This window comes from Solimonas fluminis (assembly GCF_002930645.1).
In the GTDB taxonomy this organism is placed as follows: Bacteria; Pseudomonadota; Gammaproteobacteria; order Nevskiales; family Nevskiaceae; genus Solimonas_A; species Solimonas_A fluminis.
In genome coordinates this window covers 411192-430552 of sequence record NZ_PSNW01000001.1, presented here as the reverse complement: position 1 = coordinate 430552, position 19361 = coordinate 411192, and the positions used below count along the sequence as shown (strand labels likewise).

Below are 19361 nucleotides of genomic sequence, written 5' to 3'. Positions count from 1 at the left end.
GAACTTCATCGACGCACCCGAAAAAGCCGACATGACTGCAATATCCAACACCTCCTGGGACCACGAAACCGACATCCTGGTCGTCGGCACCGGCGCCGGCGCCATGACCGCCGCGCTGCGCGCCGCCCAGGCGGGCGCGAAAGTCCTGATGGTGGAGAAGGGCAGCCACTACGGCGGCACCTCCGCCACCTCCGGCGGCGGCCTGTGGATTCCCGCCAACCACCTGATGCCGGGCTGCAGCATCCCCGACAGCGAGGAAGAGGCCCTGGGCTATATGCGCGCGCTGACCGGCGAGGACGTGCCGGAGGCCAATGTCCGTGCCTATGTCGCCAATGGCCGGCGCATGCTGCGCTGGCTGGTGGACCACAGCCGCGTGGAGTTCCAGGCCATGTCCTACTACGCGGACTACTACCAGCACCTGGCCGGGGCCAAGCCCGGCGGGCGTTCGGTCGATCCGCTGCCGTATGACGCGCGGCTGCTCGGCGACGATTTCTCCAGGCTGCAGGAGCCGCATCGCCAGACCCGCGTGATGGGCCTGATGGGCTACACCAACACCGAGGGCGCCATCCTGCTGTCCAAGTCGCCGGGCTGGTTCAGGCTGCTGCTGAAGCTGGCGCTGGGCTACTTCCTGGACCTGCCCTGGCGCCTGTTCTCGCGGCGCTCGCGCCGCCTGACCATGGGCAACGCCCTGGTCGCGCGCCTGCGCCATTCCCTGCTCGATGCCGGCGTGCCGGTCTGGCTGTCCGCGCCGGCGGTGGACCTGCTGCCGGACGGGCAGGGTGGGGTGGCCGGTGCCACCGTACGGCAGCAGGGCCGCCTGCTGCGCGTGAAGGCGCGCAAGGCCGTGATCCTCGGCAGCGGCGGCTTCGAGCACAACCAGGAGCTGCGCCAGCGCCATCTGCCGGCGCCGAGCGACACGCGCTGGTCCGCCGCCAATCCCCACAACACCGGCGACATGCTGCTGGCGGCGCAGAAGCTCGGCGCGGCCACGGCGCTGATGGACGAGGCCTGGTGGGGGCCCACGATCCGCCTGCCCGACGAGGACCGCGCGCGCATGCTGTTCACCGAGCGCTCCATGCCAGGCGCCATCGTGGTCAACCTGGCCGGCCAGCGTTTCTTCAACGAGTCGGTGGCCTATACCACCGCGGTGCAGGCCATGTACCGGCCGGGCAACCTGCCGGCCTACATCGTGTTCGATGCCCGCTACAAGCGCGAGTACCCCTACGGCCCCCTGCTGCCGGGCGGCATGCGCCTGAACTGGCTGCAGCCGCGGCAGGAGCGCCTGCTCAGGCGCGGCGCCACGCTGGCGGAGCTGGCGGCGCGGCTGGGGGTGGACGCGGCCGGCCTGGAAGCCACCGTGGCACGCTTCAACGGCTTTGCCGCCGCCGGCAAGGACGGCGACTACCAGCGCGGCGAGAACCCCTACGACCTGCTCTACGGCGACGTGCGCATCCAGCCCAACCCCTGCCTGGCGCCGGTGGCCGAGGGGCCGTTCTATGGCATGGAGATCCATCCCGGCGACATCGGCACCAAGGGCGGCCTGAAGACCGACGAGCACGGACGGGTCCTGGATGGCAATGGCGCTCCGCTGCGGGGGCTGTACGCCATCGGCAACTGCGCCGCCTCGGTGACTGGGCGATACTATCCGGGTGCCGGCGCCACCCTGGGGCCGGCCATGACCTTCGGATTCCTGGCCGCAGAACACGCATGTGCAGTGACGCCGTAGCCGGCAAGCGCCGGAAAGCCTCGCCGGAAGGACCGGCCGCGCCGCTGGGCAAGCAGGCGCTGAAGACGCAGCGCACCCGGGAAAAGATCATTTCCGCGGTGATCTCGCTGATCAAGGAGGGGGGCTACTCGCATGCCTCCTCCAGCCGCATCGCCGAGCGCGCCGGCATCACCTGGGGAGCCGCGCAGCACCATTTCGGGAACAAGGAGGAAATCCTCGACGCGGTGATGAACCTGGCCCACGAGCGCTTCGCCCAGCGCATGGCCGATCCGGCCCTGCGGGCAGGTTCGCTGGCCCAGCGGGTGGAGGGCTTCCTCGAGACCATGTGGGCGCACTACCAGGACGACGCCTACCTGGCGATGCTGGAGATCCTGCTCGCCACCCGCGGCTTCCACGAGGAGGCGCCGCCCAACTGGGAGGACCGCTTCAGCCGCGATCCCCTGGTGTCGCTGCGCGAGATCTTCGCCGACGTCAGGCTGGACGAGGCCCGCGCACGCGAGGTCCTGACCTTCGCCCACTGCTTCCTGACCGGCCTGACCATCGAGCGGGTGTTCGAGCAGAAGGTGCGCAATACGCCCCGCTACCTGCAGCGCATCCAGCAGACCGTGCTGGCGATGCTCAAGGAGCCCTGATTGCCGCAGCTTCTTGCCCTGTAGGAGCCCGCTTGCTGGCGACTGCAAGGCCAGCGTCGCCAGCAAGCGGGCTGCTACGGGGTGTCCTCACCCATTTGAGGCAGGCCCCCCAAGCTTTACCCCCTGTAAGGTCCATGCAAACCTGAGGGGACTCATGAGCACGCCAGAACAGCCTGCGGCGCCCGCCGCACCCAAGCCCACCCGCATCCCGCCGATCGTCACGCTCGACGCCAAGTTCTTCTGGGAGGGCGCCGACAAGGAGCTGTTCCTCGGCCAGAAGTGCGGCGACTGCGGCGAGTTCCGCTTCCCGCCCCGGCCGATGTGCCCCAAGTGCTTCAGCCTGAAGCGCGAGGAAGTGCCCCTGTCCGGCAAGGGCAAGGTGCATTCCTGGGCCATCGCCCGCCATCCGCCTCCGTTCGGCTTCAAGGAAGCCCCGATCATCGCCGTGATCGAGCTGGAGGAAGGCACCCGCTTCGTCTCCAACGTCGTCGGCGTGGCCTACGACGAGGTGGTGCAGGACATGCCGGTCGAAGTCACCTTCGAGCCCACGATGAACAACCACAAGGTGCCGGTGTTCCGGCCCGTCAAGAAGTAAGGGACCCGACATGGCACGCCAATTCACCGAAGCCGCCATCGCCGGCATCGGCGCCACCGAATTTTCCAAGGAATCCGGCCGCAGCGAGCTGCAGCTGGCCGCCGAGTGCGCCAAGGCCGCCTGCGACGACGCCGGCATCAGCCCGCACGACATCGACGGCATGATCACCTTCACCATCGACAACAGCGACGAGATGATGCTCGCGCGTTGCCTGGGCGTGAAGGACCTGGCCTATACCACCCGCATTCCCGGCGGCGGCGCCGCCGCGGCCGGCACCATCTACCAGGCCATGGCGATGGTCAACGCCGGCCTGTGCAAGAACGTGCTGATCTGGCGCGCGATGAACGAGCGCAGCCAGTACCGCTTCGGCCAGAACCCGACCAACACCACCAACTACCAGTCGGGCAACGGCACCGGCTCGCTGCTGTGGTGCGTGCCCTTCGGCGCCATGACCCCGGCCAGCTGGGGCGCGCTGCAGGCGCAGCGCTACATGCACAAGTACGGCGTCACCAACCGCGACCTGGGCCTGATCTCGGTGCAGCAGCGCCAGTACGCCGCCACCAATCCCAAGGCCTGGTTCTACAACAAGCCGATCACCCTGGAAGACCACCAGAACTCCAAGTGGATCATGGAGCCGCTGCTGCGCATGCTGGACTGCTGCCAGGAAAGCGACGGCGGCCAGGCCATCCTGGTCACCAGCCTGGAGCGCGCGCGCGACCTCAAGCAGAAGCCGGTGCGCATCCTCGGTGCCACGCAGTCGATCCCCTACAACGTGGAAGTGATCTCCAACTACTACCACGAAGACCTCACCGTGATGCCCGAGGCGCAGGGCGTGGCCGGGCGCCTGTGGGACATGGTGGGCCTCGGGCCCAAGGACATGCAGGCGGCGATGATCTATGACGCCTTCACGCCGCACGTGCTGCTGCAGCTGGAAGGCTTCGGTTTCTGCAAGCCGGGCGAGGGCAAGGACTTCGTCAAGTCCGGGGCGCTGGCCATCGACGGCATCCTGCCGACGAACACCCATGGCGGCCTGCTCGGAGAGGCGTATATTCACGGCATGAACAGCATGGCCGAGGGCGTGCGCCAGATCCGCGGCACCTCGGTCAACCAGGTGAAGAGCGTCACCAACGTGCTGGTGTCCTCCGGCATGGCGGGAGCGGTCCTCAGCGTCGACTGAGCTTTGGGGCGGGCAGGGCCCGCAGGGAGCGGTGCGATGAGTCGTGTCGAACTGGCAGCCTCGGGGGAGGTCCAGGAGGGACGGCTGCATGCGGTGAGCGCCGAGGGGCGCTCGCTGCTGCTGACGCGGGTGGCGGGGCGTGCCTGCGCCGTCGAGAACCGCTGTCCGCACTTCAACCTGCCGATGACGCGTGGCAGGGTCGAGCATGGCACCATCCGCTGTCCCTGGCATGGCTCGCGCTTCGACGCCTGCACCGGCGAGAACCTGGATTGGGTCAATTCCGTGGCCGGGCTGCCGCTGCCGGCCTGGAGCCGCGCCCTGGTCGCCGCCGGCCGCAAGCCGGCGCCGCTGAAGACCTTCAACGTGACCGAGGCGGACGGCAAGCTCTACCTCGAAGCCTGAGTTCCCGACAGATGACCATGCTGACCCATTCCGAGTACGGCGCCAGCCTGCGCGTCGAGTCCGGCATCGAGCTGCCGGAGCTGCCGTCCGCGCGCATCGCCGTGGACGTGCACACGCCGGATTTCCGCAGCCTGCGTTCGCCGCCGGTGGTGCTGGTCTGCCTGCCCGGCGGCGGCATGAACCGCCGCTACTACGACCTGGTGCCCCCGGACGGCGACGGCAGCTTCAGTTTCGCGCGCCAGATGAGCGCGCGCGGCTTCATCGTCGTCACCATGGACCATCTCGGCATGGGCGACAGCGACCGCCCCGAGGACGGCTACCTGCTGACCGCCGACCTGCTGGCCCGGGCCAACAGCCAGGCCACCGACGTGGTGCTGCGCCGCCTGCGCGAGGGCAGCCTCGTCCCGGGCATCCCGCGCCTGCCGCACCTGCTGAGCCTGGGGGTGGGCCACTCCATGGGCGCGATGATGACCGTGCTGCAGCAGGCCCATGCGAAGCAGCACGCCGGCATCGTGCTGCTGGGCTTCTCCACCCGCGGCCTGCCGGAATACCTGCCGCCCGAGGCGCGCGAGCTGGCGGCAGACCCTGCCGCGGTGCGCGCGCAGCTGCCGCGCCTGGCGAAGAAGATGTTCGTGGAGCCCTATCCCGTCATCCGCGCCAATGGCCAGTCCAATGCCATCTACGCCGGCGGCAACGCCGACCCGCGCGCGGTGGAGGCGATCAAGGCGGCCCGCGGCCCCCTGCTGCCGGTGCCGGCCTTCATGTCGATGCTGCCGGGCAACGTCGCCCCCGAGGCGGCGCAGATCGAGGTGCCGATCTTCCTGGGCCTGGGCGAGCGCGACATGGCCGGCCCCACCCACCAGATTCCCGCGGCCTTCCACAAGTCGCGCGACGTGACCCTGCACATCCTCAAGGAAGCCGGCCACAGCCATTTCCTGTTCCCCTCGCGCGACGGCCTGTTCGAGCGCCTGTCGCTGTGGATCCGCGCCGTGGTGGAAATCCAGTCCGAGCGCGCCGGCGGCTGAAGGCCGCCGGGACCGTCCGGGCGGTAAGCCGGACTCACTCAAGTGGACGGGGTACTCTCCCCGCCGCTGGACTAAAGTTCACCCCTATCGGCCGCCGCTGGCGGGCCCCCCTGTATTCGCATAACGGATTGACGCTGGAGACAAAGATGGCAAAGACGGCACTCAAGGCAGGCGCTCGCTTCAAGAGCACGGTCTGCGACACCCAGGTGATGGTGGTCAAGGCCCCGGCCGGTGAGTTCGAGCTGCGCTGCGGCGGCGCCGACATGGTGGGTGCCACGACGGCCGCCCCGGCCGGCGGCGCGCTGGACCCGGCCCTGTCCGGCGAGACCCTGATCGGCAAGCGCTACGTCAATGCCGACGAGTCCCTGGAGCTGCTCTGCACCAAGGGCGGCAAGGGCACGCTGTCGCTGGACGGCACCGCGCTGGAGATCAAGCAGGCCAAGCAGCTGCCGTCTTCGGACTGAAAAGACGGGAATCGGGAGTGGGGAATCGGGAATCGTAGAAGCCACAGGTTCGCATTTCCCATGACCCCGTCTTTATCGATTCCCCATTCCCGATTCCCGATTCCCGGCTTCCCATGAACATCTCCACCATCCTCGACATGGCCGCCGAAGCCTTCGGCGACCGCATCGGCGTCGTCTCCGGCGGCCAGCGCTACACCTATGCCGAGCTGCGCGAGGCAGCCTGGCGCGCCGCGCGCCGCTTCAAGGCCAGCGGCGCGGCCTACGTGGCCCTGCTGGACGTCAACAGTCCGGCCGCCCCCGTGGCCCTGTTCGGCGCCGCCTACGCCGGCATTCCCTACGTGCCGCTCAACTACCGCCTGACGCCGGCCGAGATCAACAAGCTGCTGGCGCGCGTCGCCCCGGCGGTGCTGGTCACCAGCGCCGACTTCAGCGGCAGGATCGAGAAGCGCGCCGACATCGAGGTGATCGACCGCGCCGCGTTCCTGGCCCTGCCCGAAGGCGGCGACGAACTGCCGCAGCCGGCCGAGGATCCGCGCGCCATCGCCGTGCAGCTGTTCACCAGCGGCACCACCGGCGAGCCCAAGGCCGCGATCCTGCGTCACGAGAACCTGATGTCCTACATCGTCGGCACCGTGGAATTCGCCGCGGCCGAGGAGGACGACGCCATCGTCGTCACCGTGCCGCCGTACCACATCGCCGGCATCTCGGCGGTGCTCAGCTCCACCTACGCCTGCCGCCGCATGGTGCAGATGGAGAACTTCGAGGCTGCCGCCTGGCTCGACGCCTGTCGCGAGAACAGCGTCAGCAACGCCTTCCTGGTGCCCACGATGCTGCAGCGCATCGTCGATCACCTCGTCGACAGCGGCACGCAGCCGAACCTGCCGGCACTGCGCGCCCTGGCCTATGGTGGCGGCAAGATGCCGCTCTCCACCATCGCCAAGGCCATGCAGCTGTTTCCGACGGTGGATTTCACCAATGCCTACGGCCTGACCGAGACCAGTTCCACCATCGCCGTGCTGGGCCCGGACGACCACCGCGCCGCCGCCGCCAGCAGCGATCCCGCCGTGCAGCGCCGCCTCGCTTCCGTGGGCAAGCCCGGTGCGGTCGAGATCGAGATCCGCGACGAGTCCGGCAAGGTGCTGGGCCCCGAGGAAGCGGGCCTGGTCTTCGTGCGCGGCCCGCAGGTCTCCGGCGAGTACCTGTCGCTGGGCAGCCAGCTCGACGCCGACGGCTGGTTCCCGACCAAGGATCGCGGCTACCTCGACGCCGAGGGCTACCTCTTCCTCGACGGCCGTGCCGATGACGTGATCGTGCGCGGCGGCGAGAACATCTCCCCGGGCGAGATCGAGGACGTGCTGCTGGGCCACCCGGCCGTGGCCGACGTCGCCGTGGTCGCCATGCCCGACGAGCAGTGGGGCGAGGGTGTCGCCGCCGCCGTCGTGCTCAAGGCCGGCGCCAGCGCCAGCGTCGCCGAGCTGCAGGAACTGGTGAAGAACAAGCTGCGCTCCTCGCGCGTGCCGCAGGCCATCGTGTTCAAGGATGCGCTGCCCTACAACGAACTGGGCAAGGTCCTGCGCCGCATCATCCGCCAGGAATTCGTGCAGAAAGCCGCCTGAGATCCATAAATGCCCTTCGTCATCGAAAAAGTCATCGAGATCGCCGCCCCTGCCGACGTGGTCTGGGAAGTGATCACGGACGTCGCGCGCTACCCCGAATGGAACCCCTTCCAGGTCGAGCTGCAGACCTCGTTCAAGCCGGGCGATCCCATCGACATGCAGGTCAAGCTGCTGGCCAGGCCGCAAGCCCAGCGCGAGTGGGTCACCGAGTTCGTGCCGGGCAAGCGCTTCGCCTACCGCATGAAGCCGGTGCCGCTGAACGCCCTGTCGAGCCAGCGCTCGCACGACGTCGAGGCCATCGGTCCCGGCCGTACGCGCTACCGTTCCTACTTCCACCTCAAGGGCTGGCTGCATCCGGTCGTGGTGGGCCTGCTGGGCGGCAAGCTGCAGGCCGGCTTCGCCGGCATGACCGCGGCCCTGCAGAAGCGCGCCGAGGAACTGGCCCGGCAGCGCAAGGCCGCCTGAGCCGCTTGCCCGCGTAGCGCCGCCGCGCCGCGTCTGCTGTACTGCGCGCCATGTCCGAGCGCGATGACTCCGTTGCAGTGGCCTATGCCGAACGCCTGCTGGCCCAGCTGGGCCGGCCGGCACACGCGCCGCTGGCCGTGCCCGCGGAGCATCCCGCCCTGCGCTGGTCGCGCAGCGGCCTGATGGCGCTGACCGGCACGCCCGATGCCCCCCTGATGTTTCCCGCGCCGCTGGCCGCCTGTGCCGACGGTACCTTGGCCGCGTTGTCGGCACTCGCCCCGGCAGGTGCCCTCGACGGCATCGATGCCGCGGCGCTGCTGGCCGAGCGCGCGGCCATCGCGGGCCATCGGCGCCAGGGGGCGGCCTCCCCCGGCGGGGCCTGCCGACTGCTGCAGGCCGCCGACGGCTGGTTCGCCCTGAACCTGGCTCGCGACGACGACTGGGAGCTGCTGCCCGCCTGGCTGGAGATGGAACCGGCGCCGGATTGGGAGGGCCTGGCTGCGGCCGTCTGCGAGCGCCCGGTGGGGCCGCTGATCGAGCAGGGGCGCCTGCTCGGGCTGGCGCTGGCCGATGCGCAGCCGGAGCGGGAGGACCGCCCCTGGCTGCGTGGATTCACGGCGCGGGCGTCCGACGTGCGCGAGCGTGCGCCTCGCGTCCTCGACCTCTCCTCGCTCTGGGCCGGACCCCTCTGCGGACACCTGCTGCAGCGGCTTGGCGCGGACGTGGTGAAGCTGGAAAGCACCCAGCGCCCCGACGGTGCGCGCAACGGCCCGCCGGCCTTCTTCGACCTGATGAACGCCGGCAAGCGCAGCGTGGCGCTGGACCTGCGCAGCGGCGAGGGCCGGGCGCAGTTGCGCCGCCTCATGACGGCCGCCGACATCGTCATCGAAGCCTCGCGCCCGCGTGCGCTGCGGCAGATGGGCTTCGACGCGGAGGCCCTCGCGCGCGAACACGGCCTGACCTGGATCAGCCTCAGCGGCTACGGCCGTGGCGATCCGCAGGAGCAGTGGATCGCCTATGGCGACGATGCCGCGGTGGCGGCAGGACTCAGCGACACCCTGCATCGAGTCACCGGGCAGGCGCTGATCGTCGGCGACGCCATCGCCGATCCGCTCACGGGCCTCCATGCCGCGCTGGCGGCCTGGGCGGGCTGGCAGGCGGGTGGCGGCAGGCTGGTGTCCCTGGCGCTGCGCGACGTGGTGCGCCACTGCCTGCAATTCGATCTGCCGGATGGCGATGAAGTCCTGCGTGCGCGCCAGCGCGAGTGGACCGGGCGCGCCATGGCCGATGGCGGTGCCCGCATGCCGCAGGCCCGCATCCCCATCGGTGCTGCGCCCGCGCTTGGCGCCCACACTGCCGAAGTGATCGCGGAGTGGGCCGCATGCTGATCCGCCGCGCCGAACTGGATGGCCTGCGCGTGGATCTGCGCCTGCGCGAAGGCCGCATCGCCGAGATATCCGAGGGCTTGCCAGCCGAGCCCGGCGAGCCGGTGCTCGATGCCGCCGGTGGCGTCCTGCTGCCGGGGCTCAGGGATCACCACCTGCATCTGCATGCCCTGGCCGCCGCGCGTGCCTCGGTGGATTGCGGCCCGCCGGCCGTGGCTGGTGCCGACGCGCTGGCCGAAGCCCTGCGCAAGGCCGATATCGCGGGGGCGCCGGGAGAATGGCTGCGCGGCGTCGGCTACCACGAGTCGGTGGCCGGCGACGTCGACCGCTCCTGGCTCGACCTTGCCGTGCCGGAGCGCCCATTGCGCCTGCAGCATCGCAGCGGCCGGCTCTGGCTGCTGAACTCCGCCGCATTGGCCTTGGTCGAGGAGTCTGCCGATGATCCCCTGGAGCGCCGCGAGGGACGGGCCACGGGGCGTCTCTACGATGCGGATGCCTGGCTGCGTGCGCGCATCGGCGGCCGCCGTCCCGCGCTGGGCGAGGTCAGCCGCTGGTTCGCCAGCCGCGGCGTCACTGGCCTTTGCGATACCAGCCATGACAACGACATGGCGGCCTGGACGGCATTCGCCGAGGCGCAGCAGCGCGGCGATCTCCTGCAGTCGTTGCGCGTGATGGGCAACGCCGGGCTCGATGCGGCGGCGGACCGGCCTGGATTGCAGCGCGGCGAACGCAAGTTCCACCTGCACGATCATGAACTGCCGGACTTCGATGTGCTGTGCGCCGATATCCGCGCCGCGCATGCCGCCGGCCGCGGCGTCGCCTTCCACTGCGTCAGCCGCGTGGATCTCGCCTTTGCCCTGGCGGCGCTGCAGGAAGCCGGCGTCCGTCAGGGCGACCGCATCGAGCACGCCTCGGTCTGTCCGCCGGAGCTGCTGGAGCAGGTCGCCGAGCTGCGGCTCGCCGTGGTGACGCAGCCCGGCTTCATCGCCACGCGCGGCGATGCCTACCTGCGCGACGTGGAGGCGATCGACCAGCCCTGGCTGTATCGCCTGCGTGGCATCCTGGATCGCGGCATCCGCCTCGCCGGCAGCTCCGACGCTCCCTACGGCGATGCCGATCCCTGGGCAGCGATGGATGCCGCGGTGCAGCGGCGGACGGCCGCGGGACAACCGGTGGCGGGAAGGGAGGCCTTGACGCCGGAGCAGGCGCTGGCGCTGTTCACCTCGCCGCTGGAGGCGCCGGGCACTGCGGCACCGAAGCTGGCGGTGGGAGCGGCGGCGGACCTGTGCCTGCTGACGCAGCCCTGGGGCGTGGCGCGCAACGCGCTGGCGCAGGTGGAGGTGAGGGCATGCTGGAGAGAAGGCCGGCTGATTTCTGCGTCACGGATTTGATTCCCTCGCCCGCCTGCGGGAGAGGGGCAGGGGAGAGGGTTTCTGTGCAGGGCGGCAGCGTCAGCGCAACCGTTCGCCCCGAGCCTGTCGAAGGGTGAATGCATTCTTCGGGTCGCCATCGGTGGCAGAGTTCCGCTGCCGCATGATCACGAATGCCGTGAAGCCGCCCGCGGGGCAAGAGCCATCACGGTACGCCGCGGCAGCGCTGAAAGCACTACAGCGGGGCGCCATCCATGGCGGGACAGCAGCGATCTGATGGATCCCCGGGGCATGTTTGGCTTACTTCGGCATGACATGGGGTCATGCCTCAGCGGGGCCAAACATTCCATGGCCGCCCGCGATTCAAGGCAGACAATGCCATTTAGGCATTGTCTAAGCGCCTTGAATCGCCCAAGGCGGCAATGGCGCCACCAGCCGCGCGCCGTCATATCCCGTTACCTTCCCGAAGTACTCCGCCTGCGCATTCCAGTCGCGGCAGGCCTGCGTCAGCTCGTCCTTGGTCCGCGCCACGAAGTTCCACCACATCAGCGGTGCCTCCTGCATCGGCTCGCCGCCGATCAGCAGCATCACCGCGGGCGCATCGCAGCGCAGGGCCAGGGAGTCGCAGCCCTGGCCGAGGTAGAGCAGGGTGCCGGGGGCCAGGATTTCGTCGCGTACCTTCACGCTGCCCTGCAGTACCAGCGCGGCGTACTCGAAGCCCGGGTCGAGCGGGAACTGCGTTCCCGCCGCGTCCGTGCTGCGCAGCTCCAGGCCCACCAGTGGCGTGTGGATCTCGGCGGGGGAGCGTTCGCCCAGGGCGGTGCCGGCCAGCACGCTGACCCGGAAGCCGTCGCGCTGTACCTGCGGCAACTGGGGGTGATGGGCGAAGGCAGGCTCGCCGTGGCGGCGCGCCTCGGGCAGGGCGATCCAGAACTGCGCGCCATGCATGCCGGCGGGCCGGGGGACCGGCGACTCCTCGGAATGGCAGATGCCGCGGCCGGCAGTCATCAGGTTGAGCTGGCCGGGCTTGATCGGGCAGAGGCTGCCGAGGCTGTCGCGATGCAGGATCTCGCCTTCCAGCAGCCAGGTCACCGTCTGCAGGCCGATATGCGGGTGCGGGCCTACGCGCATGCCCTTGCCGGTCGAGACATCGGTGGGGCCGAAGTGGTCCAGGAAGCACCAGGCGCCGACGAGGCGGCGCTGGCGCGTGGGCAGGGCGCGCGCGATGCGCATGCCTTCGCCCAGGGTGGCGGTGGAGGCTTCGATCCGCTGCGTCAGCGGACCGCCATGGTCGTCGGGGAGGATCAGGCTCATGGCCGGCAGGCTCGCCCAGCCGTGGCGCGGATGCAAGCGGGAACGCCGGCCAGGGGATGGCAGTCCGATGTCAGGCCGCCACCCCGGTGCCATGTTGCAGTGCAGAAGTAGTCGGTTCGGACGAGGCACAAAAAGGGGTGTGCAATAACATGGCGCAGCACTACGAACTATGATTCGAGTGGCTGTACCCGGGCTGACACGAACTCGAAGGGGACGAAACGTTCCCCGCGTTATCTGGAGGATATTGGATGAAATTCAAACCCGTACTGGCGTCGTTCCTGCTGGCCACGATGGCCGGCCTGTCGGCCCAGAGCGCTTCCGCCAAGGTCTCGGCCGAAAAGGCTGCCGAGCTGGCTGGTCCCAAGTTCACCTGCATGGGTGCCGAGAAGGCCGCCAACAAGGACGGAACCATTCCCGAGTACAGCGGCAAGTGGGTGGGCACCTGGCCGGGCCAGACCAAGCCCTACGGCTATGAGCCGGGCCCCTACAAGGACGAGAAGCCGCTGTTCACCATCACGGCGCAGAACTACAGCAAGTACGCGGACAAGCTGACCGAGGGCCAGAAGGCCCTGTTCAAGAAGTATCCGCAGTCCTACAAGATGAACGTGTACCAGAGCCACCGCGACTTCGGGCACAAGCCCTGGGTCTGCGACACGGTCAAGAAGAACGCCGTCACCGCCGAGGTGGTCGACGACGGCCTGGGCACCACCGGCATCAGCGGCGCCATCCCGTTCCCGTTCCCGACCAACGGCTCGGAAGCGGTGTGGAACATCATCAACCCGCATCGCGCCTACACCGAACAGGCCGTCTGCGACATCGCCGACGTCTACGCCAACGGCAGCATTGCCTGGGGCCGCAACAAGTTCATGACCATGAACCCGGGCAACAACCCGGCCAAGCGCGGCTCGTACACCGACAAGATCAATGCCTACTTCTACACCGGCTACCTGCTGCCGGAGCGTGACAAGGGCTTCGTCGCCGTCGGCTACCAGCCGAACAACTTCAGCAACGACGCCACGCAGTCCTGGCAGTACCAGCCCGGCATCCGCCGCGTGCGCCAGGCGCCGGAAGTCTGCTGCGACTACCCGGTTCCGCCCGCCGGCCTGCGCACCGTCGACGACGACTACGTCTTCAACGGCTCCCCGGAGCGCTACACCTGGAAGCTGGTCGGCAAGAAGGAAGTGTACGTCCCGTACCACAACTTCAAGATCAACGACCCGGCCCTGAAGTACTCGGACATCATCAAGCCGAACACCGTGAATCCCGACTACGTGCGCTATGAGCTGCATCGCGTCTGGGTGGTGGAAGGCTCGCTGAAGTCCGGCATGCGCCACATCTACTCCAAGCGCACGCTGTATGCGGACGAAGACTCCTGGATCGCCCTCTGGGCCGACAACCAGGACGGCCGCGGCCAGCTCTGGCGCGTCGCCTTCGTGAACTACTTCTACTCGCAGGAATCCGCCACCTGGCACCGCGGCGCGTCGATCTATCACGACCTGACCTCCGGCGCCTACGAGGCCGGCTACCTGACCAACGAGCGCGGCAAGGACTGGTGGCGCATCAACGTGCCGCTGACCCCGGCCATGTTCACGCCGGAAGCGGCCGCCCGCGGCGGCCACTGAAGGCTCGCATCGTCGAACCGGGGCGGCTGAAAAGCCGCCCTGTTTTTTTCCAAGGACCGAAAACATGAAGACCGCATTCATCACCGGCGCCAACGTCGGCCAGGCCAACCTGCTCACCAAGGCGCTCGCCGGGCAGGGCTGGAAGGTGTTCGCCGGCGTGCTCCCCGGCGCGCCCACCGACCTGAAGACCGAGGGCAACATCGTCGTCGTCGACCAGGACGTCTCCAAGACCGAATCCGTGCGCGCCAGCGCCGAGTTCGTCACCCGCGAACTGGACGGCCAGGGCCTGGACCTGCTGATGAACGTGGCGGGCGTCGCCAATGTCGGCGTCGGCGTCGTCGAGGGCGCCGACCTGGCCGCGGTGGAGCGCCTGTTCAACATCAACATGTTCGGCCAGCTGCGCGTGATCCAGGCCTTCCTGCCCCTGCTGCGCAAGAACGCGCCGGGCTCGCGCATCGCCAACTACAGCTCGGGGGCCATCATCGCCAACCCGGTCGGCGCCGGCGCGTACAACATGACCAAGCACGCCATCCACGGCATGACGCTGACGCTGCGCCACGAGCTGGCGCCGCTGGGCATCCAGGTCACCTCCATCATCCCGGGCGGCGTGCTCACGGCGATGTCCGCCAACTCCCATGCCAACACCCTCAAGACCTGGGGCGAGCAGCCGGCCGAGATCCAGAAGGTCTACGAGCCGCTCAAGAGCGTGATGTGCAAGGTGCTGCCCGACATGCTCGAGAAGACCGGCAGCAGCCCCGAGCAGGCCCTGCAGGGTACGCTGGAGATCCTGGCCAAGAAGAAGTGGAAGCCCATGGAACTGCTGGGCAAGGACGTCAAGCCCATGGGCGTGATGCGCCGGCTGTTCTCCGACAGCCAGCTCGAATCCATCATGCGCATGACCTTCAAGATCCCGGCCGCGAAGTAGACCGGCCGCTTCAACAAAAAAGCCCGCGATGCGGGCTTTTTTGTTGCCGGTCGCTCCCGGTCAGGCGCCGGTCGGTACCGCCGCCTTGGCGTCCGGCGTCTGCCACAGCAGGCCCGAGCCGGGATCGATCGCTCCCAGCAGGCGGTGCAGCAGGGTCTTGAGCATGGCGGCCTCGCCCGGAGCCAGGCGCTCCAGCAGCTGAGACTCCACCGCCTTGGCGGCGGAGATCAGGCGCAGGGCCAGGGCGCTGCCCTCGTTGGTGAGCTGGAAGGCAGGGCCCTCCGCGTCCGTGGTGCCGCCGACCGAGCGCGCCAGGCCACGGCGGATCAGTGCGCCGGCGGCGGCGTCGCTGTGCTCCCCCAGCACGCTGGACATGCCATTGTCGAGTTCGTCGGCGCTCATGATGCGCTTCAGCGTCAGCGTCGAGAGCAGGTAGAACTCCTCGTCGCTCAGGTTCTCCTCGGCCAGGGCCTTGCGGATCTGGCTGAAGAACTGGAAGTGGCTGCGGCCCAGCAGGTAGCCGAGGAAGTCCTCGTTGAAGCTGCCCGCCAGCGCCGGATTGCGCGGCTGGTTGCCGCCCTTGTGGGCCGCATGTGCGTAGCGGCCGCTGTGGAACACCAGCGGCGCGTTCTCGGCGCGGTCGAAGGCCAGCACCTCGCCGACGAAGATGACGTGGTCGCCGCCCTCGTACTGGAAAGCCGTGCGGCACTGGAATCGCGCGTTGCAGCCGCGCAGCAGCGGAACCTCGCCCAGGCCCTGCTCGATGTCGATGCCCGCGAACTTGTCGATGCCCCGCTTGGCGAAGCGGGTCGACAGCGGCTCCTGGTCTGCGGCCAGCACATGCACCGCCCAGTTCTCGGCCTTCTGGAAAGCCTCCAGGCTCAGCGAGTTGTTCGCCAGGCTCCACAGCACCAGCGGCGGATTCAGAGAAACCGAGTTGAAGCTGTTCGCCGTCAGCCCCACCTGCGAGCCGTCCGGCGCGCGGGTGGTGATGATGGTGACGCCGGTGGCGAAGGTGCCGAGGGCCTTGCGGAACTCCTGCGGATCCAGGGGGGCTGGCTGGGTCATCCGTACTCGTTAGAAGTTGTACTTTGCGGTGAAGCCGACGTTGTCGCGGTCGGCATAGGGGTTGGTCTTGAAGTGCGGCGTGCCGTAGTAGCCGCTGTAGCTCACGCCCAGCGTGATCTTCTGCAGGTAGGTGAAGTTGAAGCCGATGCTGGCGCGCCAGTCGTCCTCGCCCATCTGCGAGCCGAAGCCGGACAGCAGCGAGGACTGCCCCAGCACCGTCTTGGAGTGGGTGACGGGCACCTGCAGATCCCAGCCGTTGAAGATGTTCTTGCGGTCGAAGATGAACAGGAAGGAGTAGGCCGCCGCTTCCTTGCTGTAGGTCAGCTTGTCGGAGCAGCTGGTCGGGCCGCAGCCCTCGTCGCGGTCGATGACCCAGTTGTAGCCGAAGTCCGAGACCACCGTGAGGGCATCCCAGAAGTACTGGGGACCGATCACGTACAGGGCGTTGACGTTGACCTGGCCGACCTTGGCGCGCACCGGCGTGGGCACCGGACCCAGCAGGCCACCGTCCACGTCCACCAGCACGTCCACGCCGTCACGGTAGATCAGCTCGCCGCCGACGTTGGCGCCGAACAGGGCGGTGGAGAAGCTCATCGCCGACATGTGGATGCCGTCGAAGTAGTGCACGTTGTAGGTCACCGGCACCTGCAGGCCCAGCTGCTCGGTGGTGATGTCGGGGCCGCCCGGAACCGGCGAGGGCAGCAGCAGGGCATAGCCGTAGTTCTGCACCGGCGCCGGGGTGGTGTTGTGGTAGCGCAGGTGATAGAGGCCCAGGTTGGTGTTCGGCGTGACCTGGTACTTGATGCCCACGCCGTACTGGCCATGGTCGCTCGGCCGGACGTCCGGCCCGCGCTGCACGTTGATGTAGCGCGGGGTGCCGGCCGGCTGGAGCGCTTCGAGGTCCGGGATGAACACATCGGTGATGTTGGGATCCAGGCGAGCCAGGATGCCGCCCAGGGCGCCGTAGATGGGCGTCAGGGCCGTGACGTTGGGCAGCAGCAGGCGGTTGATCAGGTCGATCGCCTCGGGCACGTCGTCGGACAGCAGGTTGACGTCGTTGAGCTGCGACAGGTACAGCGGGTTGTCGATGCCGTAGATGAACTCGGCGCCCGGGCCGACCACGTCGGCCACCGAGAAGAACTCGCCCACCGGGTTCAGCTCGGTCGGCTTGTACTCCAGCTTGTACTGGCCGAGGATCGTCAGCTTGTCGTTCAGCGCCAGCTGCATCGACACCTGGTTGACCGGCAGCAGGATGCTCTTGACGTCCGCGCCCGGCACGGTGGCCTTGGTGGCGTCCGCCGGGGACTGGGCCAGCGCGATGCCGGCGAAGAACAGGCTTTCGCCCCAGGCGGCGATGTGGCGGCCCACGCGCAGGTTCAGCGCGGCTTCGTCGGTCAGGTACCAGCTTCCGTAGACGTAGGCGTCCAGCAGGCGCGCGCGCTGGCCGTCGTAGTACTCGGCGGCGTCGCTGAAACGGTTGGTGGGCAGCTCGGTCTTGTTGATCGTCGCGCCCGGCTGGTCCGGCGGCGGCGAGTCGTTGTCGTTGCTGCGGTGGTAGACGTCGTCGTAGAAGGCGTCGCCGCGCACCAGCAGGCCGTAGTCGCCATAGTTCAGCTGGATCTCGCCGAGCAGCGACAGGCGATTGTTCACCAGCGAGTGCTTCTTGAAGTTGCGGTCGCCGTCGTCGTAGTTGTTCGACTCCGGCAGCTTCAGGTAGTCCGGCAGGGGGATCGAGGATGCCGGGGCGGTGTTCATGATGCGGTCGTCCGGGTCGTGGAGGCGCATCGCGGCGGAGTAGGCCGCCTGCACCTGGTACTGGCCCTCGAGCCCGAGGAAGTCGAAGGAACCGGCCCAGGCCGGGACCACAGCACCACCCAGGAACACCGCCAGCAGCTTCGGACCATAGGTCCAGCGCGTACGAACGCCCTCCAACCCCTGCTTCGCCATCAGATTCTCCCCTCAGCACACTTTTTATTTAGGAATAATGCAGACGCTACCGTAGAGGCCCGGACTGAGCCTAGCCTCACCCGAAAAGATTAGGGGTGTCTCCCGCAAGGCGGGTATGGCGGGGCGCCCGGAAATCGTGCATCTTGAACGTCGCCTCAGCGGCACACGATAACGACAATCCGGGGGAGAGCCCGCATGCAGTACCTGAGTCCGGTCGACGCATCTTTCCTGCGCATGGAATCCAAGCGCACCCCGATGCACGTGGGGGGCCTGCTGACCTTCAGGCTACCGGACAACGCCTCCCCGGACTTCCTGCGGGACCTGCTGCAGCACATGCGCACCGTGCCCTTCATGCCACACCCCTTCGACTGCAAGCTGGCCCGTGGCCGGATGTCGAAGCTGGCCCCGGCTTGGGTCAAGGCCGACATCGACATCGATTACCACATCCGCCACTCGGCCCTGCCGTACCCGGGCGGCGAGCGCGAGCTGGGCGTGCTGGTGGCCCGCCTGCATTCCCATCCCCTGGACCTGAGCCGTCCGCTGTGGGAGGCCCACCTGATCGAGGGACTGGAGAACCGCCGCTTCGCGATCTACTTCAAGGCCCACCACTGCGCCATCGACGGCATGGGCGGCATGAAGATGGTGCGCAGCTGGCTCAGCGAGGACCCGACCGACATGAGCGGTCCCGGCCGGCCCATGGCACAGGCGGCGGCCGAGCCGGCGCGTCCCAGGTCCTGGAAGACACGGCTGGCCAAGCCCTTCAAGGTCGCCGGCCACCAGATCCGCACCCTGCCGGAGCTGATCAAGGTGCTGCGGGAGATGAGCGCCCCCGGCCTGGAGGGCGGGACCCGCGCCGCGCTGACCACGCCGCGCAGCCTGCTCAACCAGGCGATCAGCCAGCAGCGCCGCCTCGGCACCCAGTTGCTGGACCTCAAGCGCATCAAGGCCATCAGCAGCGCCACCGGCACCACCGTCAACGACGTGTCCCTGGCGATCTGCGGCGGCGCCATCCGCCGCTACCTGCTGGAAAACGGGGCCCTGCCGGAAAAGTCCCTGCTGGCCTCCGTCCCGGTGGCCCTGCCGCGGCCGGAAGGCAAGGGCGGCGGCAATGCCGTGGCCGGCTTCGTCTGCCCCTTCGGCACCGACCAGACCGACCCGCTCAAGCGCCTGCAGCGCATCCATCGGGTCACCAGCGTCACCAAGCAGCAGCTGCTGGGCCTGTCGCCGACGGCCCTGGAGCAGTTCACGATGATGGGCTTGTCGCCGCTGCTGCTGGGCCAGATGGCGGGCGTCCTGTCCAAGGTGCCGCCGTTCTTCAACGTCACCGTCTCCAACGTCGTCGCCTCCAAGGTGCCGCTGTACCTTCGCGGCGCGCAGCTGGAGGCGATGTACCCGATGTCGATCCTGTTCGACGGCTACGCCCTGAACATCACCCTGGTCGGTTACTGCGACCGCGTCGCGGTCGGCTTCACCGGCTGCCGCGACTCGATCCCCAGCCTGCAGAAGCTGGCGGTCTACACCGGCGACGCGCTGAACGAGATGGAGGAAGCCCTGGCAGCCGCGATGCCGCCGCAGGCCGGCGGCACGAAGAGGAAGCGCTCCGCCTCCTGAGCGGACGGTGCCGGAAT

General features: G+C 68.6%; 17 protein-coding genes. 14 read left to right on the top strand and 3 right to left on the bottom strand.

Features of this window, described 5'->3' with window-relative positions:
• The first annotated feature begins 31 nt into the window (after positions 1–31).
• The 11 genes from C3942_RS02045 to C3942_RS01995 all read left to right on the top strand — a co-directional run bounded on the left by C3942_RS02045 (position 32) and on the right by C3942_RS01995 (position 10878).
• Entirely contained in the window at positions 32–1726 is a 1695-nt protein-coding gene (locus tag C3942_RS02045; RefSeq protein ID WP_104228996.1) for an FAD-binding protein, read from the top strand.
• Positions 1708–2358, top strand: a complete 651-nt coding sequence (locus tag C3942_RS02040; protein WP_104228662.1) for a TetR/AcrR family transcriptional regulator — start codon at positions 1708–1710, stop codon at positions 2356–2358. Before C3942_RS02045 ends, C3942_RS02040 begins: the two co-directional genes overlap by 19 nt.
• Before the next feature lie 154 nt (positions 2359–2512).
• Positions 2513–2953 (top strand): Zn-ribbon domain-containing OB-fold protein, encoded by a 441-nt coding sequence (locus C3942_RS02035; RefSeq protein ID WP_104228661.1) that lies wholly within the window; start codon positions 2513–2515, stop codon positions 2951–2953.
• Between the two features lie 10 nt (positions 2954–2963).
• Positions 2964–4130, top strand: coding sequence for a thiolase C-terminal domain-containing protein (locus C3942_RS02030; protein WP_104228660.1), 1167 nt, complete (start codon positions 2964–2966; stop codon positions 4128–4130).
• 36 nt (positions 4131–4166) lie between these two features.
• Positions 4167–4532: a Rieske (2Fe-2S) protein gene (locus C3942_RS02025; protein ID WP_104228659.1), complete on the top strand. Its 366-nt coding sequence runs from the start codon at positions 4167–4169 to the stop codon at positions 4530–4532.
• Positions 4533–4543: 11 nt separating this feature from the next.
• Positions 4544–5557 (top strand): alpha/beta hydrolase, encoded by a 1014-nt coding sequence (locus tag C3942_RS02020; protein ID WP_104228658.1) that lies wholly within the window; start codon positions 4544–4546, stop codon positions 5555–5557.
• Positions 5558–5703: 146 nt separating this feature from the next.
• Positions 5704–6021 carry a hypothetical protein gene (locus C3942_RS02015; RefSeq protein WP_104228657.1) on the top strand — a complete coding sequence of 106 codons (318 nt, stop codon included), beginning with the start codon at positions 5704–5706 and terminating at the stop codon, positions 6019–6021.
• Between the two features lie 113 nt (positions 6022–6134).
• Entirely contained in the window at positions 6135–7637 is a 1503-nt protein-coding gene (locus C3942_RS02010; protein ID WP_104228656.1) for a class I adenylate-forming enzyme family protein, read from the top strand.
• A 9-nt stretch (positions 7638–7646) separates the two neighbouring features.
• The gene (locus C3942_RS02005; protein WP_104228655.1) at positions 7647–8102 is read left to right on the top strand and encodes an SRPBCC domain-containing protein; all 456 of its coding nucleotides are present in this window, start codon (positions 7647–7649) and stop codon (positions 8100–8102) included.
• A gap of 50 nt (positions 8103–8152) precedes the next feature.
• Entirely contained in the window at positions 8153–9490 is a 1338-nt protein-coding gene (locus tag C3942_RS02000; protein ID WP_104228654.1) for a CoA transferase, read from the top strand.
• Positions 9484–10878, top strand: a complete 1395-nt coding sequence (locus tag C3942_RS01995) for an amidohydrolase family protein (RefSeq protein ID WP_104228653.1) — start codon at positions 9484–9486, stop codon at positions 10876–10878. Before C3942_RS02000 ends, C3942_RS01995 begins: the two co-directional genes overlap by 7 nt.
• 372 nt (positions 10879–11250) lie before the next feature.
• Here C3942_RS01995 and C3942_RS01990 read toward each other — a convergent pair whose 3' ends face one another.
• Positions 11251–12171: a pirin family protein gene (locus C3942_RS01990; protein ID WP_207765937.1), complete on the bottom strand. Its 921-nt coding sequence runs from the start codon at positions 12169–12171 to the stop codon at positions 11251–11253.
• Positions 12172–12419: 248 nt separating this feature from the next.
• Here C3942_RS01990 and C3942_RS01985 point away from each other — a divergent pair, with 248 nt between their 5' ends.
• Together C3942_RS01985 and C3942_RS01980 are read left to right on the top strand one after the other, a co-directional pair.
• A complete protein-coding gene (locus tag C3942_RS01985; protein ID WP_104228652.1) occupies positions 12420–13793 on the top strand; it encodes a DUF1329 domain-containing protein in 1374 nt (457 codons plus the stop codon).
• Positions 13794–13857: 64 nt separating this feature from the next.
• Positions 13858–14718: an SDR family NAD(P)-dependent oxidoreductase gene (locus C3942_RS01980; RefSeq protein WP_104228651.1), complete on the top strand. Its 861-nt coding sequence runs from the start codon at positions 13858–13860 to the stop codon at positions 14716–14718.
• Between the two features lie 60 nt (positions 14719–14778).
• Here the strand turns inward: C3942_RS01980 and C3942_RS01975 are convergent, their stop codons facing one another.
• Both C3942_RS01975 and C3942_RS01970 read right to left on the bottom strand, forming a co-directional pair.
• Positions 14779–15786 (bottom strand): flavin reductase family protein, encoded by a 1008-nt coding sequence (locus C3942_RS01975; RefSeq protein WP_104228650.1) that lies wholly within the window; start codon positions 15784–15786, stop codon positions 14779–14781.
• Positions 15787–15795: 9 nt separating this feature from the next.
• Positions 15796–17733 (bottom strand): DUF1302 domain-containing protein, encoded by a 1938-nt coding sequence (locus tag C3942_RS01970; protein WP_104228649.1) that lies wholly within the window; start codon positions 17731–17733, stop codon positions 15796–15798.
• 195 nt (positions 17734–17928) lie between these two features.
• On the opposite strand from C3942_RS01970, the gene C3942_RS01965 reads away from it, so the two are divergent.
• Positions 17929–19344: a WS/DGAT/MGAT family O-acyltransferase gene (locus C3942_RS01965; RefSeq protein WP_104228648.1), complete on the top strand. Its 1416-nt coding sequence runs from the start codon at positions 17929–17931 to the stop codon at positions 19342–19344.
• Positions 19345–19361 lie beyond the last annotated feature (17 nt).

Coding starts and splice junctions, on each gene's coding strand:
- C3942_RS02045 (WP_104228996.1), top strand. CDS start 32: ATGACTGCAATATCCAACACCTCCTGGGACCACGAAACCGACATCCTG.
- C3942_RS02040 (WP_104228662.1), top strand. CDS start 1,708: ATGTGCAGTGACGCCGTAGCCGGCAAGCGCCGGAAAGCCTCGCCGGAA.
- C3942_RS02035 (WP_104228661.1), top strand. CDS start 2,513: ATGAGCACGCCAGAACAGCCTGCGGCGCCCGCCGCACCCAAGCCCACC.
- C3942_RS02030 (WP_104228660.1), top strand. CDS start 2,964: ATGGCACGCCAATTCACCGAAGCCGCCATCGCCGGCATCGGCGCCACC.
- C3942_RS02025 (WP_104228659.1), top strand. CDS start 4,167: ATGAGTCGTGTCGAACTGGCAGCCTCGGGGGAGGTCCAGGAGGGACGG.
- C3942_RS02020 (WP_104228658.1), top strand. CDS start 4,544: ATGACCATGCTGACCCATTCCGAGTACGGCGCCAGCCTGCGCGTCGAG.
- C3942_RS02015 (WP_104228657.1), top strand. CDS start 5,704: ATGGCAAAGACGGCACTCAAGGCAGGCGCTCGCTTCAAGAGCACGGTC.
- C3942_RS02010 (WP_104228656.1), top strand. CDS start 6,135: ATGAACATCTCCACCATCCTCGACATGGCCGCCGAAGCCTTCGGCGAC.
- C3942_RS02005 (WP_104228655.1), top strand. CDS start 7,647: ATGCCCTTCGTCATCGAAAAAGTCATCGAGATCGCCGCCCCTGCCGAC.
- C3942_RS02000 (WP_104228654.1), top strand. CDS start 8,153: ATGTCCGAGCGCGATGACTCCGTTGCAGTGGCCTATGCCGAACGCCTG.
- C3942_RS01995 (WP_104228653.1), top strand. CDS start 9,484: ATGCTGATCCGCCGCGCCGAACTGGATGGCCTGCGCGTGGATCTGCGC.
- C3942_RS01990 (WP_207765937.1), bottom strand. CDS start 12,171: ATGAGCCTGATCCTCCCCGACGACCATGGCGGTCCGCTGACGCAGCGG.
- C3942_RS01985 (WP_104228652.1), top strand. CDS start 12,420: ATGAAATTCAAACCCGTACTGGCGTCGTTCCTGCTGGCCACGATGGCC.
- C3942_RS01980 (WP_104228651.1), top strand. CDS start 13,858: ATGAAGACCGCATTCATCACCGGCGCCAACGTCGGCCAGGCCAACCTG.
- C3942_RS01975 (WP_104228650.1), bottom strand. CDS start 15,786: ATGACCCAGCCAGCCCCCCTGGATCCGCAGGAGTTCCGCAAGGCCCTC.
- C3942_RS01970 (WP_104228649.1), bottom strand. CDS start 17,733: ATGGCGAAGCAGGGGTTGGAGGGCGTTCGTACGCGCTGGACCTATGGT.
- C3942_RS01965 (WP_104228648.1), top strand. CDS start 17,929: ATGCAGTACCTGAGTCCGGTCGACGCATCTTTCCTGCGCATGGAATCC.